General features: G+C 37.5%; 14 protein-coding genes. 13 read left to right on the forward strand and 1 reads right to left on the reverse strand.

The genetic code is table 11. From position 1 onward, the window contains the following. The first annotated feature begins 45 nt into the window (after positions 1-45). From J0J33_RS10805 to J0J33_RS07440, 13 genes are all read left to right on the forward strand, one after another. Entirely contained in the window at positions 46-414 is a 369-nt protein-coding gene (locus tag J0J33_RS10805) for a hypothetical protein (protein ID WP_240265520.1), read from the forward strand. 30 nt (positions 415-444) lie between these two features. Further along, positions 445-1,689 (forward strand): class C sortase, encoded by a 1,245-nt coding sequence (locus tag J0J33_RS07385; protein WP_206889117.1) that lies wholly within the window; start codon positions 445-447, stop codon positions 1,687-1,689. 18 nt (positions 1,690-1,707) lie between these two features. Next, positions 1,708-2,385 carry an LPXTG cell wall anchor domain-containing protein gene (locus J0J33_RS07390; protein ID WP_206889121.1) on the forward strand — a complete coding sequence of 226 codons (678 nt, stop codon included), beginning with the start codon at positions 1,708-1,710 and terminating at the stop codon, positions 2,383-2,385. A 34-nt stretch (positions 2,386-2,419) separates the two neighbouring features. After that, positions 2,420-5,350, forward strand: coding sequence for an LPXTG cell wall anchor domain-containing protein (locus tag J0J33_RS07395; RefSeq protein WP_206921823.1), 2,931 nt, complete (start codon positions 2,420-2,422; stop codon positions 5,348-5,350). A 109-nt stretch (positions 5,351-5,459) separates the two neighbouring features. Next, positions 5,460-6,284, forward strand: a complete 825-nt coding sequence (proB, locus tag J0J33_RS07400; protein WP_019335545.1) for a glutamate 5-kinase — start codon at positions 5,460-5,462, stop codon at positions 6,282-6,284. Further along, the gene (locus J0J33_RS07405) at positions 6,281-7,537 is read left to right on the forward strand and encodes a glutamate-5-semialdehyde dehydrogenase (protein ID WP_206889125.1); all 1,257 of its coding nucleotides are present in this window, start codon (positions 6,281-6,283) and stop codon (positions 7,535-7,537) included. The genes proB and J0J33_RS07405 overlap by 4 nt, the downstream gene beginning before the upstream one ends. 161 nt (positions 7,538-7,698) lie before the next feature. Then, complete coding sequence (locus tag J0J33_RS07410) at positions 7,699-8,640, forward strand: alpha/beta hydrolase (RefSeq protein ID WP_019293925.1); 942 nt, start codon at positions 7,699-7,701, stop codon at positions 8,638-8,640. Between the two features lie 52 nt (positions 8,641-8,692). Beyond that, the gene (locus J0J33_RS07415) at positions 8,693-8,827 is read left to right on the forward strand and encodes a teichoic acid D-Ala incorporation-associated protein DltX (RefSeq protein WP_080567254.1); all 135 of its coding nucleotides are present in this window, start codon (positions 8,693-8,695) and stop codon (positions 8,825-8,827) included. Between the two features lie 12 nt (positions 8,828-8,839). Beyond that, on the forward strand, positions 8,840-10,342 hold the full coding sequence (gene dltA, locus J0J33_RS07420) for a D-alanine--poly(phosphoribitol) ligase subunit DltA (RefSeq protein ID WP_206921649.1): 1,503 nt from the start codon (positions 8,840-8,842) through the stop codon (positions 10,340-10,342). Further along, the gene (dltB, locus tag J0J33_RS07425; RefSeq protein WP_165716799.1) at positions 10,342-11,556 is read left to right on the forward strand and encodes a D-alanyl-lipoteichoic acid biosynthesis protein DltB; all 1,215 of its coding nucleotides are present in this window, start codon (positions 10,342-10,344) and stop codon (positions 11,554-11,556) included. Before dltA ends, dltB begins: the two co-directional genes overlap by 1 nt. A 27-nt stretch (positions 11,557-11,583) precedes the next feature. After that, the gene (gene dltC, locus J0J33_RS07430; protein WP_004257293.1) at positions 11,584-11,826 is read left to right on the forward strand and encodes a D-alanine--poly(phosphoribitol) ligase subunit DltC; all 243 of its coding nucleotides are present in this window, start codon (positions 11,584-11,586) and stop codon (positions 11,824-11,826) included. Then, positions 11,813-13,102, forward strand: coding sequence for a D-alanyl-lipoteichoic acid biosynthesis protein DltD (gene dltD / locus J0J33_RS07435; protein WP_206887302.1), 1,290 nt, complete (start codon positions 11,813-11,815; stop codon positions 13,100-13,102). The genes dltC and dltD overlap by 14 nt, the downstream gene beginning before the upstream one ends. 353 nt (positions 13,103-13,455) lie before the next feature. Continuing rightward, positions 13,456-16,230: a Spy0128 family protein gene (locus J0J33_RS07440; protein WP_206887303.1), complete on the forward strand. Its 2,775-nt coding sequence runs from the start codon at positions 13,456-13,458 to the stop codon at positions 16,228-16,230. 56 nt (positions 16,231-16,286) lie between these two features. On the opposite strand, the gene J0J33_RS07445 is transcribed toward J0J33_RS07440, so the two are convergent. Beyond that, positions 16,287-16,952 (reverse strand): NAD(P)H-dependent oxidoreductase, encoded by a 666-nt coding sequence (locus J0J33_RS07445; RefSeq protein ID WP_206887304.1) that lies wholly within the window; start codon positions 16,950-16,952, stop codon positions 16,287-16,289. Positions 16,953-17,014 lie beyond the last annotated feature (62 nt).

The raw sequence follows: 17,014 nt of genomic DNA on the forward strand, positions 1-17,014 counted from the left end.
TCCAGTTTACCGACAGCCTACTCATCAACAGACAAAGCATCTTTCGTGACACAAGCTGACGGAACAATTGCTGTCAAAACAACAGGAGCTTCAGGAGTCGCTACTTTTTCTGGTCTTAACCTTGTTGACACCAACACAGACACAGAAAACACAAGCAACTATTTTGCGGTCGAAGTGATTGCTCCTGATGGTTTCCAATTACCAACAGCAACGACAGCTGCCAATGTAACAAAGGTCAATGCTTCAACAACACCTGCTGCGCATAATAATGATATTGTGAATAATAAACCATTCCCACTTCCATTTACAGGTGGAGCAGGAATTGTCGCCGTGGTATTAGTAGCAGGAGCAGCGGGTTTTGCAGCAATGGTTATTCGTAAAAAGAAACAAGAAGTAGAGGTAGATTCAAAATAGTAAAATATGGATACCATGCAGGAGGAGCACATGCGTGATAAAAGTCCAGATAGAAAAAGCGAACGCCGATTTTCACTGCGCAATATTATTTCCACTGTTCTGTTGATTCTTGCTTTGGGTCTTTTATTTTATCCTATCTTTGTGAACTATATGGTCGCGCAACAAAATAAAACGACAATCCAAAAATATACCAATAGCGTTGAAACAATAGATCCAGCCCAAGCAAAACATCTCAAAGATGAAGCAACTATTTATAATCAGTATATTTACGCCAAAAGTCAATACCAAAGCTGGAATAAAGCAGTACCAGATTATAAGCAGCAGTTGGTGACTAACAATGATAAAGTTATTGCTTATCTCTCCATTCCACAAATTAAGGTTACGAACATCCCTGTTTATAGTGGCGATAGTGAAGAAACATTAGCAGCAGGTGTAGGTCATATCCCACAGACAAGTTTACCCATTGGTGGGGAAAATACACATGCTGTATTATCAGCACATTCTGGGCATATTAATAATACCTTATTTTCTGATTTGGAAGACTTGAAAATGAAGGATGTTTTCTACATTCATGTCTTAGATCAAACATTAAAATACGAGATTTTTGAGCGAAAAATTGTAAATCCTGAAGATACGGATGCTATTAATGTCATTCCGGGAAAGGATTTGGTCACACTGGTTACATGCTGGCCAACAGGTATTAACAATAAACGCCTACTTGTTACAGGAAGAAGAGTTACTACAAATACATTGAATCCACAAGAGCACATTCAACGTAATAAATATGGCTACAATTTCTGGGTGATGCTTCTTGCAAGTCTGTTAGCGCTGTGTGCATTGGGGCTTGTTTTACGCAATGTCTTGAGTGCTAAAAACTATAATATGCGAATCGATAGAGCACAGTTCGATGCGATTCAAAAAGGCAAACAAGAAATTATTATTGCGCCACTTCCTCCGGGAAGTAGAAAGTACCGCTTAAAAGATAAAATTACACTCATTGCGGCAGAGGCTCTTGAGTCTGATAAACGTCAATATTTTGCAAAAGTAGATGACCAACAGTGGGAGAGTGTTAATAAGAGTAAGAAAGCTGAAAAACAAAAGATAAAAATTACTCAAATTATAAATGCAGATGAATTTAATAAAACAGATGAACACTTAGAAAACACAACATATCTTGAGTTTAAAAAGACAGCGGAGCACCTGTTACAAGAGCGGTTAAATACAAAACAGCTTCCTGAAAACTGTATTTTAATTAAGGTGATGGTAAAAGAATAAATTCTAGAGAGGATCCACATGAAAAAAAGACGACTATTGGCTCTTATATTCTTTTTTTCAATTATTTTATTGAGATGGAATAATGCGCCAATTCAAGCAGCGGAAAGACATTCTCAAAATATAATCATTGTAAAATATGGACTCACAGCGGCGTCTCATGGATTTTCTACTGATCAAAGCTTTAATACCGGCTTAAAAATTAACAATATCATTATTGATAATGAAGGTAAGGAACTTCAACCCATAGCTGATATAAGCTATACAGTACAGCAAATTACGGAGAAGGATGATTTAGCAGTAATGGACCCCTCAAGCTACACAAAAGTGGGCAATCCGATAAAACTCGTGACAAATAACGAAGGTATCGCAAATACACGTTTAGGTGACGGCAAATACATCCTAACTGAGCAATCCAATAGTGCTGCAGGGCTTATTAATCCGCAAGCACCTGTTTTGCTTGATTTCCCAACAGCAGATAGCCTAGAAGAGATTTATATATATCCCAAATCTAGTCTTATTAAGACTGAAAAGCAACCTACACAAAATTTTCCCAAGCCAAAACAAATTCAGTACAGACATGATTTACCACATACGGGTGAAAAAATCTCATGGTTTATCGCACTTGGTGGGGCATTTCTTTTGATTATTGTTGCTTTTGTTCTTAATCGTAAAGAAAAAAGTACACAAACGAAGTGAATTTAGGGGAAGGAGGTGAATTTATTTGAAGAAAATGAGCAAAAGTGATTGTGGTGACTTAAGTTTGGGCTACAAATATTATAAGGAAATAAGAAGAAAGGATAATAGAAGGAAAAGCAAAGCATTACACAAATATTTTAAACTGGTTTTATATGCTCTCACCTTCTTTATACTTAGTCCATTGTCACCTGTTGTGAATTGGATGCCTTCTTTGGGGACTCTTTCTGCTGAGGCTTCCATTTCTCAACAAACGGATGGTACTGGTATAACTTGGAATCTTATCACAGCAGGTAATGATATCAATACGTTAGCTACCACAGCACTTCCCGGTTCTACACTTTATATAAAAGCAGCAAACGATTTGACCTTAGGCGTTACTGCAGTATTGCCTTTAAACTTAACTTTAGTTTTTGATATGGGCGGCCATGCTCTATACAATACAGGAGCTGCCGTTATTACACCTTCTGTAGGGAACACCATAACTTTTCAAAATGAACGTATCGTATCAACAGGGACGACTAATAGCACTACTGTACCAAGTCCCTTAGGAGTAGGTACGGTAACAGGAGTATACAACTACTATTATGGTCTCTTTAGTGCAACAAATATCTCGGGAGTAAGTATAACTTACAAAAATGTTGTCCAAGATTTAGGGACTATAACAACTTGGGGAGCTGGTGGACAACCTTTTTATAATATTGGAAGTTCTGTTAATTTCTCTGGAACCAATTACTTTAACTATAATTCGGGGCAGGAATTCATGGAAGGTACAGGGATTAATGTCCTTGATGGAACTACAACAATTAAACACAGCTCCGGTGGAAATGCCCCATTGTGGGCTCAATCCGCGGATTCAATAAATGTTGCGGCAGGAGCGACTTTAGATTTTACGGGAAGTTCAACTGGACGTGGTTTTATTTATCTTGATAATACACCCACTTTTACGATAAATAATAATGGCACTCTAAAGCTCAACATGGCTGGCCCAAGTAGTAATAATTTTTATAGCAATACCGGCATGTCATCGATTACAATGAATTATGGTGTTAATTCTAGTACAACGATAACTGCACCCGGATTCTTTGATTATAATGCTACTGGTGGCGCTTTTAAAACAACGATTGGGCAGGGGGCGAGTTTTGACTATAGTACAGGGAATACTTCAAATGCTTTCTTAGGAACATTGGCTGCTACTGACAGTTTTACGCTAAATTCTGCGAAACATGTTCGGCTTAATACAAGTAAAACATCTGGAAGTAGCATCCTAGGAACGGACGCAAGTGCAATGCCATTTGTGCTAAATGCAAGTTCACCTTCAGCTTACGCCATTAACGGTTACAATAGTACCGGAGCTGCTAGTCTGCTGGCAAGTCCTACAAGTGGTGCATTTGGAGTAACTGGAACCTTTCATAGTAATTTAGCAGACTTAAACAAGCTTACTGGTCAAAAAATTCCTACAGCAACAGAAATTACCAGCTATCAAAATTCCGCACAGCTTGAATTTAACCTAGTATCTCCTGCGCAAGCCAATTTTAGTTATGTATGGGCGGCGAATGTTCCTGGACAAAACGGGATAGCTGGTACTTTACTTGGGCAACTTCCGGCTCGTGTATCAGAGCAAGGAACCGTTGGAGGAGCTCTAACAGCGCCAACATTATCTGCAGCACCCAAAGGCTATTATATCTCAGGTTATAAGGCACCCAACGGCACAATCTACAGCACACTGGCTGCAGCTTTAGCAGCGGTTAATAATGTATTTGGTACGACTTCGAACACAACGACACCTGATGTTTACATGCCTTCCACAAATGATTTTCAAGTCATTTTGAGTGCAGAGGAGCAAACATTTTATATTAATTATGGCTATGCGTTTACAAATTTTGGAAATGTACCACCTTTCCCACCCAATGCTTATAGCCAAAAAGGCTTGACTGGCGCACCACTCGCAATAAGTGGATTAGGAGCTGCCCCGACAGGATATCATTATTCTGCTGTGATGAATAACAAGGGGGCATCTTGGATTGATCAGACAAATCCGGAAACGGGAGCAGCTAATACACCTATACCTTATTATGTATCGATTAGTTTGGCGCTCACAGCAGCGATAACTCAGCAAAATGGGGGAATGTATTTTGGAACCTCATCTTTAAGTGCAGCTCCCATAATTAATAATCAAGGGGCATTTGATAATAACGTAATGGCTATGCTTACAGCAAATGCGGAAATTGCAAACTATACTTATGGTTGGGCCAATATTACACCAGGTTATAATGGAAATGCCGGACAGATTTATGGGAATCTTCCAAGTCAAGCAACTTCTAATGGTGGCTTCGGTGACACCATTGCGCGAGACACATCGGGCATAAATTCTCCGGGAAACAATTACCAGACCTTTGTAGCTCCTCCAAATGATAAGGCTCTTAGTGGCTATTCTGTGGCTGTGCGTGCACCAAATGGAATAACATACACATCGGATTCCAATGCTGTTGCGAGCTCTACAGTAATTAAAACAACTACGCCATTAACAACTGCGACTCAAGCCAATACTTTTAAAGAAGGAGCAGCAGCAAATAATTTCGTGATTACTTATACACCTATTGCAAATAAGATAAGTTGGCACTACACATACGATCCAAGTATATCTAATCCACCGGCTGCCCCTGCTGACATTGTCCAAACAGGTGTGTTAACAGGCGCGCCACTTACAGATCCAAAAGCGACAGCGCCAAATGGATACTTTATTGAAGGGTATCAGTATCCTGGAGATACCAAGATTTATTCCACAATTGCGGAGCTACAGACTGCGCATTTCTCTGGCACTAGTGACATAACGATTAATGTCCTTTTAGCTAAAAATTTTGTCTTACCTTATACAGGAGGCTCAGGACAGTTTGGGATAATCTTAGCATCAGCTACACTTGCCTTTCTTGCTTTAGCTTTTTACATCTTTAAAAGGAAAGATTAAAGTATTTCTTTTAACCACAGGGTCTCGATCGTGTGGTTTTTTCTAATTTTTTGCAATAATTGAGGTATATAAGTGTATTTGTGCTCAGATATTGGTATAATTAAGCATTATGACAAGAAAAAATATACTAAAAGCACAACGAATCGTAGTAAAAATTGGTACAAGCTCGTTGATTTTACCGAATGGGAAGATAAATTTATCAAATATAGATGAACTGGCTTTTGTGTTATCCGATATAAATAATAAGGGGTATGAAGTTATCTTAGTAACTTCAGGAGCTATCGGAGCAGGGTTAAACGTTCTTGGGATGAATGAACGTCCAAAAGATATTGCACAGCAACAAGCCTTAGCAAGTATTGGTCAAGTAGAGTTGATGAGTCTTTACACGCAAATGTTTCGTCGTTATTCTCAAAAAGTGTCACAGCTTTTATTAACACGGGATGTTACCGATTTTCCACTGAGCTCAAATAATGCTGAAAATGCCTTGAATGCGCTGCTCTCTCTGGGAATCATCCCTATTATCAATGAAAATGATGCTATAGCTGTCGATGAAATGGATCACCAAACAAAATTTGGCGACAATGACAAGCTGGGAGCGATTGTTTCAAAGCTTGTGGATGCTGATTTACTCATTATGCTTTCTGATATCGATGGACTTTATAATAAAAACCCCAATATTTATGATGATGCTAAAATATTTAAAGAAATCCATGACATAACGGATGAATTACGACAAATGGCGGGCGGAGCCGGGAGTCGTTTTGGTACAGGCGGGATGACCTCTAAACTTGCCGCTGCAGAAATTTTATTTGAGAACAAGCAGGAGATGGTTCTGACCAATGGTGAACGCATCCGTGAAATAAAGGATATTATTGCTGGACAGGAAATCGGGACTTATTTTCACCCAAAAATTGAGAAAGAAGAAGCAAGATGATTGAAGATTTAGGAGTAAAAGTCAAAGCGGCAAGCAAAGAAGCAGCAAAACTATCTGCTGCAACAAAAAACAACTTTCTGCTTTTCCTAGCAGATACTCTCATTCAAAACACAAGCCGGATTATTTTTGAGAATGAGAGGGACTTACTTAATGCAAAAGAACATGGCATTTCGGATATTATGGTAGATCGTTTACGATTGACGCCAGAAAGAATTTCGGATATGGCACTTGGGTTACGTCAAGTGGCGGAATTACCTGATCCTATCGGCCAAGTTTTACAAGGTTTCACAAATCTTGATGGGCTAAAGATTGTCCAAAAACGTGTGCCACTCGGTACGGTTGGGATGATTTTTGAGAGTCGCCCAAATGTGACGATTGACGCCTTTTCACTTTGTTTTAAAACAGGAAATAGTGTTCTCTTACGCGGTGGTTCAGACGCCATACATTCTAATACAGTCTTAGTTGAAATTATTAAAGAAAGCTTACATAAGCAAGGAATTAACTCAAGTATCGTAGAGCTTCTCACGGATACCAGTCATGCAGAAGCAGAAAAGATGATGCAGGCTGATCAATTTTTAGACGTACTTATTCCTCGAGGTTCTGCTCGATTGATTAACCGTGTAAAAGAAAAAGCAACAGTTCCTGTTATTGAAACGGGAGTTGGAAACTGTACCATTTATGTTGATGAAACTGCTGATTTAGACATGGCTACAAAAATAGTCGTCAATGCTAAAACACAGCGCCCAAGTGTTTGTAATGCTGCTGAAAGTCTCGTAGTACATGAACAAATCGCTGCTGAATTTTTACCTAAATTGCAGGAAGCTTTGAAAAAAGCACATGAGGTTGAGTTTAGAGCAGATGAACGTTCCTTGAAAATTCTCCAAGCTTGTGCGGAAAGCTTAGCAATTGCCGTTCAAGAAGAAGATTTTGGTGCAGAGTACTTAGACTATATTATGTCAGTTAAAACGGTTGACAATTTAGATGAAGCAATTGAACATATTAATCAATATTCGAGTCGCCATTCAGAAAGTATCGTAACTAAAGATTACTTTAATGCTCAAAAATTTCAAGAGGAGATTGATGCAGCAGCAGTCTATGTAAATGCATCGACACGATTTACAGACGGCTTTGTCTTCGGACTTGGTGCTGAAATTGGGATATCTACTCAAAAACTCCATGCACGCGGGCCAATGGGACTAGAAGCTTTGACTTCAAGTAAATATCTAATTGACGGAAATGGTCAAATCCGCTAATATTTTTAAATAAAGAACGGTCTTCTAGGGCCGTTCTTTTATTACAAAAAAGTAAGGAATCAGTTAAGCAAAAAAAGATAAAATAGAAAGAAAAATGAGTATAAGAGTTTGATATTTCTTAGCTCGAGAGATTGAAGCTTGCTTAAATATAAGGAGTACATATGAAAAAAAGAGCGCAGAAGAGAAAGAAAGGAATCGATATGTTAGGTGTGACATTTTTTGTTTTTATTGCTGCGGTAATTGGAGTTTTATGTGTTGCTTTATATTATCAACAGACCAAGGCAAGCCCTGGCGAGCCAAGTACGCGCGTGATTAAAAAAACGGAAGAGCAACTAAAGTCAGAGCTTACCATTTACCCAACATTGTATGTTACTGGCTCAAGTGGCAGTCCTAAAAACAACATCAGTCATTTAGTTCAAGCAGTAACCAATAAAAATAATGCCGCAAAACCAGGCCTCACTGTAATTGCAGAAACAGGAAACAAATATAAATTAAGAATTACTGGAAAAATTGATGCTAGTAATAAATATCCAGCTATTGCTGTTGGGACAGATCATGGAACAAATAATCACGAAATCTATCAGTATGCGATAAAAGCTACAATAGAATATCTAGCGGCACACTATAATGTCCCTTGGTATAATATTTTAGGCTATTCTTCGGGAGCAGGTGGAGCTATGCGGTTTTTGATCAATTACTCGCAAGATAAAAATTTACCTCCCGCTAAAAAGTTTGTTGCCTTAGATGGTGAATTTAATCGCAAAGAAAAATTAAGAACCAACGAGACCATGGAAAGCCTGTATCAAAATGGTCCCGAAAACAAAAGCGCTGATTATAACTATTTTGAGAAAAATTATTCAAAAATGGATAAGGGCATCCATGTCTATCTCATGGCTTTAGATACGCCTGTCGGATCTGACTTTGATGGCGTTCTCCCGTGGTCGGATCTCTTTTCTGTTTATAACCTCTTTGAAAAAAATGGCAATATAACGGAAAAATTCACCTATACAAATAGCCCAGGAGAACGCTATTCTCATGGTTCGATTTGTAAAATGCCTGCAGCACAAGACTATATCGAGAAGGTTTTCTACCATTCAACTTAACTTACCAAAATGTAAGTTTACAGACAATTTAATTATAGTACAATCATATATTATGAATAGAAAATATAAAAAATTATTCATCTTTTTGGGAAAGACACTGTTTTACTTCGTAGTTATTTTAATTCTACTTTATCTTTATTCTTATAGTAAAACAGGAGGCGCACACTTTATCTACAACGAATTTTAGAAAGGAGATGTCATGAACATTTTTCACGAAATTTTATCCGGAGCAACAAAATATCCGGAGCGTTTAGCGATAGTCGAACACGACCAAGATTATACTTATCGTCAATTGCTTGATGCAGCATCACAGGTAGCTCAAAAAATATCTGCAATGCCCATCTCCCAACGTCCAATTATTGTATTTGGTAAAAACGGATTTTTATCATTAGCTACACTACTCGGTGTTTCGCTTACAGGGAGGGCCTATATTCCTGTAGATGACCATACACCTTTTGAGAGAACGCAGCTGATTAAACAAGCCGCAAACCCCTCTTTAGTCATACATACAGTGGAACTTGAAGAGAAGTTTTCCCAACTTTTTACATCAAGAATATCTTATACTGAATACCAAGAAAATATCGATTTCGATTTTTCACAGATTGACAGTCGTCAAGCTGTGAACGGAGAGGATATTAACTACATTATCTATACTTCGGGCACAACGGGACTTCCAAAAGGTGTCGCAGTAACACATAATAACTTACTTAGCTTCACTAAATGGATGAATAAGGATTTTTCTATAATCGAAAATAATCACTTTCTGTCTCAAGCACTATATAGCTTTGATCTATCAATTTTCAGTTTATATCCTAGCTTGACAACAGGTGGGACCTTGATTTCACTTAGTCAAGAGGATACAACGAATTTCAAAAAACTTTTTGAACGACTTAATTCAAGTACAATCAATACCTGGGTTTCTACTCCATCCTTTATCGAAATATGCCTGCTTGATCCATCATTTGTTGAAGAAAATCATCCAGATTTACAGCAATTTATTTTTTGTGGCGAGGAATTAACGCACAAAACAGCATCAAAGTTGCTCGAAAAGTTCCCACATGCAAAAGTTTGGAACACTTATGGACCAACCGAAGCTACAGGTGCTATTACAAGTATTCAAGTTGATAAAACAATCCTTCATGACTATAAGCGCTTGCCTATTGGCACTGCAAAGCCAGGAGTTGAAATTCAAATCATTGATGATGAAATTATTATTATTGGGGATTCTGTAGCACAGGGATATTTTGAAAATTCGGAGAAGACAGCAGAAGTCTTCTTTGAGTATGAAGGCAAGAAGGCGTATCATACAGGAGATTCAGGCTATTTTGATGAAAATTCGGTCCTTAACTATAATGGTCGTATCGACTTTCAAATAAAATTCAATGGTTTTAGGATTGAGTTGCAGGATATCGAAGCTCATTTATATGAAATTGCTGAGATTGAAAAAGCATTAGTGGTGCCTCAAGAAAATGCCGCACATAAAGTAACAGGATTAATAGCAGCCATCCATTCTTCTCTAAGTTTTGAAACTAAGGCTGAAGAACGCGCATTTAATAAAAAAATCAAGGCACAACTTTCAAATACGATTATGGATTATATGATGCCGACTAAATTCATTTATCTTGATGATTTCCCACTTACTCCCAATGGAAAAATTGACCGAAAGGCCTTAACCAAACAAGTCCTTGGAGGTAAGAACTAGTGGAACCATATGCAACACCTTTTTATTTTGTGATTTTAGGGTTAGCACTGCTTCCACTTGTCATGGCACACGCCTACGGAAAAAAATGGATGGGCTATCAAGTCATCTTGACCATTGCCTTTCTCTGGATCAGTTTCGGCGGTAAAGTCAGTCTTTGGTCCCTTCTGGGTTTTGGGATTTTTGAAACAACTTTAATCAAGCTTTACGAGCACTATCGAAAACTCCAAAACAAAACCTGGGTGTTCGTTTTAGCAGTGATTGCATCGTTACTACCTTTAATAATCGTTAAGGTGACACCCTTATTGGACCCGATGCACCCACAATCTATCCTTGGTTTTTTAGGAATATCTTATGTGACCTTTAAAACTGTAAGTGTAATTCTTGAGTTACGCGATGGCCTGATTAAAGAAGTTCCCTTAAAGGAATATCTCTATTTTCTTTATTTCTTTCCCACCATTTCGTCAGGGCCAATTGATCGTTTCCGACGTTTCCAAAAAGAGCTAGAAGCGCCACTGACAGATAAGTATTCAGAGTATTTAGGAAAAGGAATTTTCTATATTTTCCAAGGATTCCTATATAATTTCATCATTTCTTATCTGATCTCACATTATTTTCTGCATGATTTAGCGATAAAAGCAACATTGCATCCCAATTTGTGGAATATGATGGGGAGCATGTACGCTTACGGTTTTTATCTCTTTTTCAACTTTGCAGGTTATTCTCTTTTTGCGATGGGCGTTTCTTTGATTATGGGATATAAAATTCCTATTAACTTCAATAAACCCTTTCTCGCCAAAAATATTAACGACTTTTGGCAACGCTGGCATATCTCTTTATCATTCTGGTTCAGAGACTTTGTTTTTATGCGTTTAGTAAAGTGGATTATGGTTAAAAAGTGGTCCAAAAATATGGTGACCATCTCAAACGTGGGTTACTTAGTAAACATGTTTATTATGGGATGCTGGCATGGTTTAACGTGGTACTATATCTTATATGGTGTTTATCATGCCTGCCTGATGATCATTTATGATGCCTGGAAGCGAATGAAGAAGAAGCACAAATGGAATATTCCTGATAATATGTGGACACGTGGAGCTGCAATATTTATCACTTTTAATGCCGTTATGGTCAGTTTCCTTATCTTTTCAGGAATCCCTAATTATGCTATAATGCATGCAATCAATGGACTTGGTAGTCCTTTACCTAATTTTTAGACAATAATAGAAGAAAGAAGAATAAATATGAAAAATGAAGTATTAAATATCATTGAAGAAGTTGCTGGCACAGATGAGTTTCGTGAAGATTTAGATATGGATCTTTTTGAAGAAGGCATTCTTGACTCTATGAGAGCCATTATGCTTATTGTTGAGCTTGAAAATGCCTTTAGTTTAAGTTTACCACCTTCTGAAATGGATCGTGACGACTGGAATACAGCAAATAAAATTGCCGATCGTATCAAGGAAAAGATGGATGAAGAAAGATAAGGTACTTCAAGAACTCGCACCTTTGGTTGCGGCCCTTACTTTGCTAGCGATACTCATCTTTTCTCCTCTCACTGTTTTCCCTAAGTTTAATAAGCATGAACTTGATGAGTTTGCGACTGATCCTAAGAATCGGACAGGCTTTGTAAGCTATGCGATTAATTCACAAGCATTCTCTAATCTGCATTATCTGCCAATTTTAGGCTCTTCTGAGCTGGAACATATTGATCCTTTTCATCCAAGTAGTTTCTTTATGAAAAATAATAAAGGTTTTACGCCTTTTCTAGCAGGTCAACCCGGAACCCAATCCTTAACACACTTTTTCTATCTAAATTCTGTTGAAAAGCAATTGCATAACCGTAAGATTGTTTTTATCGTCAGTCCACAATGGTTTACACGTAAAGGTATTGGTACACCTGAGTTAAGTCAATTTGTTTCTAAAGGTGAAATATATGCGTGGTTACAATCTGCCTCACCAAAAGATGTCGCGACACAAAAACTCGCTCAACGCCTCTTGAATTTTAAAGATTTTCCTGAGGATATTGTTGTTACTCATGCACTAAAAGCTCTAGCAAATGGTAAAAAAATCGACAGTATAAACCAGATTTCAATTAAACTTGCAAATCAGTTCTGGACGAAACAAGATTCTCTTTTTACGGGCTTATCAAAGCTCAGCGGTAGGCAAGAAAATTCATACGAAAAGATAGAGCGAATCAGTAAACAATTACCAAACACAAAAGATTTCGAAAAACTGGATCAAGCAGCATACGAACGAGGAGCTGCAAATTCAGCAAATAATGAATTTCAAATTGTTGACCATGTGTGGTCAAGAAATCTTCAAAAGGTCTTTAAAGAACGTAAAGGTGTGATGAAGGAAGTGAGTTACCTGAGAAGTCCGGAATATCTTGATTTTCAACAGCTTTTAAATCAATTTGCAAAAAATAATAATGATGTGCAGTTCGTTATTCCACCTGTAAATGGAGCATGGTACCAGTATACAGGGCTCTCTTATGACATGTTACAGGAGTTTAGCGCAAAAATTAAATATCAACTTAACAGCCAAGGTTTCCATCACATTTATGACATGACAAATAAATTCAACGAAAAGTACTATATTGGGGACACTATCCACTTGAATAATCGTGGTTGGGTGGCTTTAGATAAAAAAATCGAAGAATTTATGAAACATCCGACTAAAACAGAATATAAGATCGACAATGCTCAATTTATTAGCACAGAATGGGCCAATGGAGATAAGGAAGTTTCTCTTAATAGATAAAAAATAAATTAAAAAACGACAATATTCAATTGTCGTTTTTTGTTTGTCCGATTTCTTGGACATGTTCTCATTATTTATGACAGAAAATGCTTAATTTACTCTATTTTATTCTATGGAGTTAAAAATCGTCTACTCAATCTAATATTAAAAACATTTGGACTTATCCCTCTATCTTTGTATTATTAAATTAGGAGAAAGAGAAAAAATTTAAAGTAATTATCATTTTACTTTAATGTTTAATCTTTTTTAAACTAAATAAAAAGGAGGGAAACGAAATGTTGCAAACAAAGTGACATCTATTTTTGATTTTTTCTAAAAAAGTTCATTAATTCAAAATAAAAAGGAGTAGAAACATGAAAACTTTAAGACAAGTATTGAAAGGGCTTGTGTTGGCGATAGTACTTTCGGTATTAATTATCTCCGGGATGCGATTAAAAAATACCTTGAGTCGAGTAAGTGCGGATAGAGTTGATAAGAAAACAGATCAAAAAGTGGCACCCATACGAGATAAGAATAACAACACAGCTCAAATTTTAGAAAAAGAGGCATGGTGGACAGATCAAGAAGCTTATGAAGCTAACTTACTTTTAAAAGTGAACGGTTCAAGTCTCTCTGGGCCGATGGATGTCGTTTTTGTTTTAGACCGCTCAGGTAGCATGGACATGACTTATACCGATAATGCTAATGCGACAGGTTATGAAGGATATCCTTTATTCTCCAGCTCTTGCTTAAACCAGGAACATTTCTACCTTGAACCACTTCATGAAGGACAGGAACCCGAAGCAAGCGCAGATAAATCAAAAGTTTATGAGAATAGTGATAACACCCTCACAGTTTATAACGCGGATGTTGATAAATGGGAAGTGATTGGGACTACACCGGTTCATCTTTTTGAGCAATTTACTCAAAGTACAGCCAAGTATATTCCTTACCATTTCAAGAAGGAAGGTGAAAAATTTGTACGTATCAGTCATTGGGATGCTGCAGCTAAAGTAGCTGGGAAAGCACTGCCTGGTGTTTGGGTACATGGCGATGAAGATGAAGGTTGCTATGACCGATGGATGCTATCGAAAGAAGCTATTTCAGAAGTGACCGATAAGTTACTCCAAGAACATCCTGAAAATAGAGTGGCTCTGGCACCATTTTCAATTCGAGATTCATCAATGGTTACCCATTTAAATTATAATTCACAACGAATGAAAAATTTTAGAGATAATCTTGTTTTAAAAAATAATGAACATGGCTACTTTGGCCCAAGTACGGGAACCACCATTGAAGCAGACGGCTCAATCGGTGGCAACTATATTTCTACTGTAGGTTGGAAGGATAATATTGCTGAAAATAGAGCAGCTATTGATGATATGCTTCCTCGTCTGTTTACAACGCCACAAACAGACTATCAATACGGATTGAGTATGGCATATAACCTCCTTCAATCACGCAGTGATGAAGCTAAGGCAACAAAAGGTGCGATGGTCGTTTTCTTATCAGATGGCGTTCCACAAAGTACAGCAACAATGCGAGCTGGCTGGTCAGGTGGCGGTCCCATTGTATCTTTTGGGCAAACAGATGGTAGAATTCTAGCAATGTCCACAGCTATTACGAGTAATGAACCTGTAGAAGTAGAAGGCGCACCAACAGGGACATATCAACGTCACGATATCGACCCCAATTATCTAAAACTCATTGAGGGAACAACCTATGAAGTTGCTGGAATGGGTGCAGAAATGCTGACAGTAGATTATATGGCTAATAGTGCTATCTTAAAAACAATGGCAAACGACCCACAAAATTATTTTGAGGTTCCAGCTGATAATGTTGGTGCAGGAAAAACGTACTTGACTGATTTGCTGCTTAATTCTACGCTCTTCCCAGGTGGGCGTGATTCTGTTCTTAGAGATAAAGTGAGTCAATATTATTATGTCCCAGAAAACGCCACTCTGCCTCAAGGTGTCACGATTGAAGGAAACTATGAGGACAAAGGCGAAGAACAGACGATTGTCTGGGAATTAGGCGATCTTTATGATTATAGTCCAGATGGCTACCCATCTGTAAATATTCCGCTGGTATTAAAAGAAGAATATCGTCAGGTTTCACAGGATACTTACTACCCAACAAATGCAGATACAAGCAATAAAGCTAGGGATATTTTAAATCCTGAACGAGGAATTGACGATGAAGATACAGGCGCAAAGCTCTATTATACAGACCCTCATAATCAAAAACGTTACGATACTATTGGCACACCAAAGCTTGCTGTTAAGCCGGATACACTAAAAAGTACTCGTTACCAAATCCAAGCTGAAAAACTATTGAGCGGACGTTCTCTTTTAGCGAAAGAGTTTACTTTCGAGTTGCTAGATAGTGCAGGAAAAGTTATTCAAACCGTACACAATGATGCTTCAGGCAAAATAGTATTTTCACCAATCACTTACACAAGTACGGGAGATTATGATTATGCAGTGAGAGAGAAAGGTGGTTTGGATAAGACCATTGACTATGATGCTGCCAATTACAAAGTTACTGTTAGCATCAAGGAAGCAGAAGGGAACCTTGTTGCTACAGCTACAGGAGATGCAGCGATACAATTTAAGAACAGTTATCAACCACTTGGTACAGAAATTCATTTGCAAGCAACCAAAGAACTTGTCGGTAAGAAACTGACAGATCAGGAGTTCACGTTTGAATTAGTTAATGCTTCAAATCAAATTATTCAAACGGCAAAAAATGATGCTTCAGGACAGATTCGCTTTGATAAGCTTGCTTATACAAAAACAGGAAACTACGATTACACGATTCGTGAAAAGGCTGGAGTAGATCCTCAAATTACCTACGATACTAAATCCTATAAGATTCATGTTGAAGTTGTAGACCAAAAAGGAAAACTTGTTGCATCTATAAGTTACAAACAAAAACCACAGTTTAAAAATATCTATCTTGAAGAAAAAAAATCATCTTCTAAAGATGATGGAAACAAGAACTTGATTGAAAAGGTGGAACCACAGAAAAAAGTCTTACCAAAAGCAGGAGAGTTTAACAAGACAGCTGCTATTGTCACTGGTCTTGGTTTAATTTTAGTGGTATTGGCAATCTTCTGGGCAAGAAAATTTAGAAAGAATAGAAAATAGAAATGTGTAAAAAGACTAGTATTAACTAGTCTTTTTTATATTTATTATGATAAAGATTATTCTACAGTTTCTACAATCTCACTCAAACTTTGACGCTTTTTATTAGGAATTTCCGTTGCTCGATAACCAAAACCTGCCATATATGCGACACCAAATTCTTCTAAATCAATTAGTCCTTTTTCAGATAAATAATTTTCAACAGCATCGATATTAAAACCTTCGATAGGACAACTATCAATGCCTAGAAAAGAAGCAGTAGTCATCATATTTGCTAATGGGATATATGTTTGTTTTACCGCCCAATCATATTTTGCCTTGTCATCAGATAGTTTAAAATCTTCTGCCTGAAATTTTTTGAAAAATTGGCTTTGGGGTGAGTTTTCAGAATAAGGGAGCTCTAAAACATCTTCAACAATATGTTTGACATGGCTACTGTCATAAGAAACCCCTTTCTTAGCTAGAGCGATAATAAATTTATCTGCTCCATCTAGGCTATTTACTGCTCCCCAAGCCCGGCTTTTCAGGTCTTCCCGTATTTCTTTGTTCTCGATGACGAGAAATTTCCAAGGTTCATAGCCAAATGAACTTGGAGATAGATGCGCAGCCTCAAGGATTGTTGCCCAATCTTGCACAGCAATTTTTTTACTTCTATCGAATTTTTTTGTTGCAAAACGATTAGTGTGTGCCTTTAATATCATATTTCTTAATTGTTCTTGATTCATTTTTGTCTCCTTTTTTAGAACGCTTGTTCTCATAAAACTAAAAATATTAATACTCCGAATCA

This window comes from Lactococcus sp. LG1267, assembly GCF_017309545.1.
Lineage (GTDB): Bacteria > Bacillota > Bacilli > Lactobacillales > Streptococcaceae > Lactococcus > Lactococcus petauri.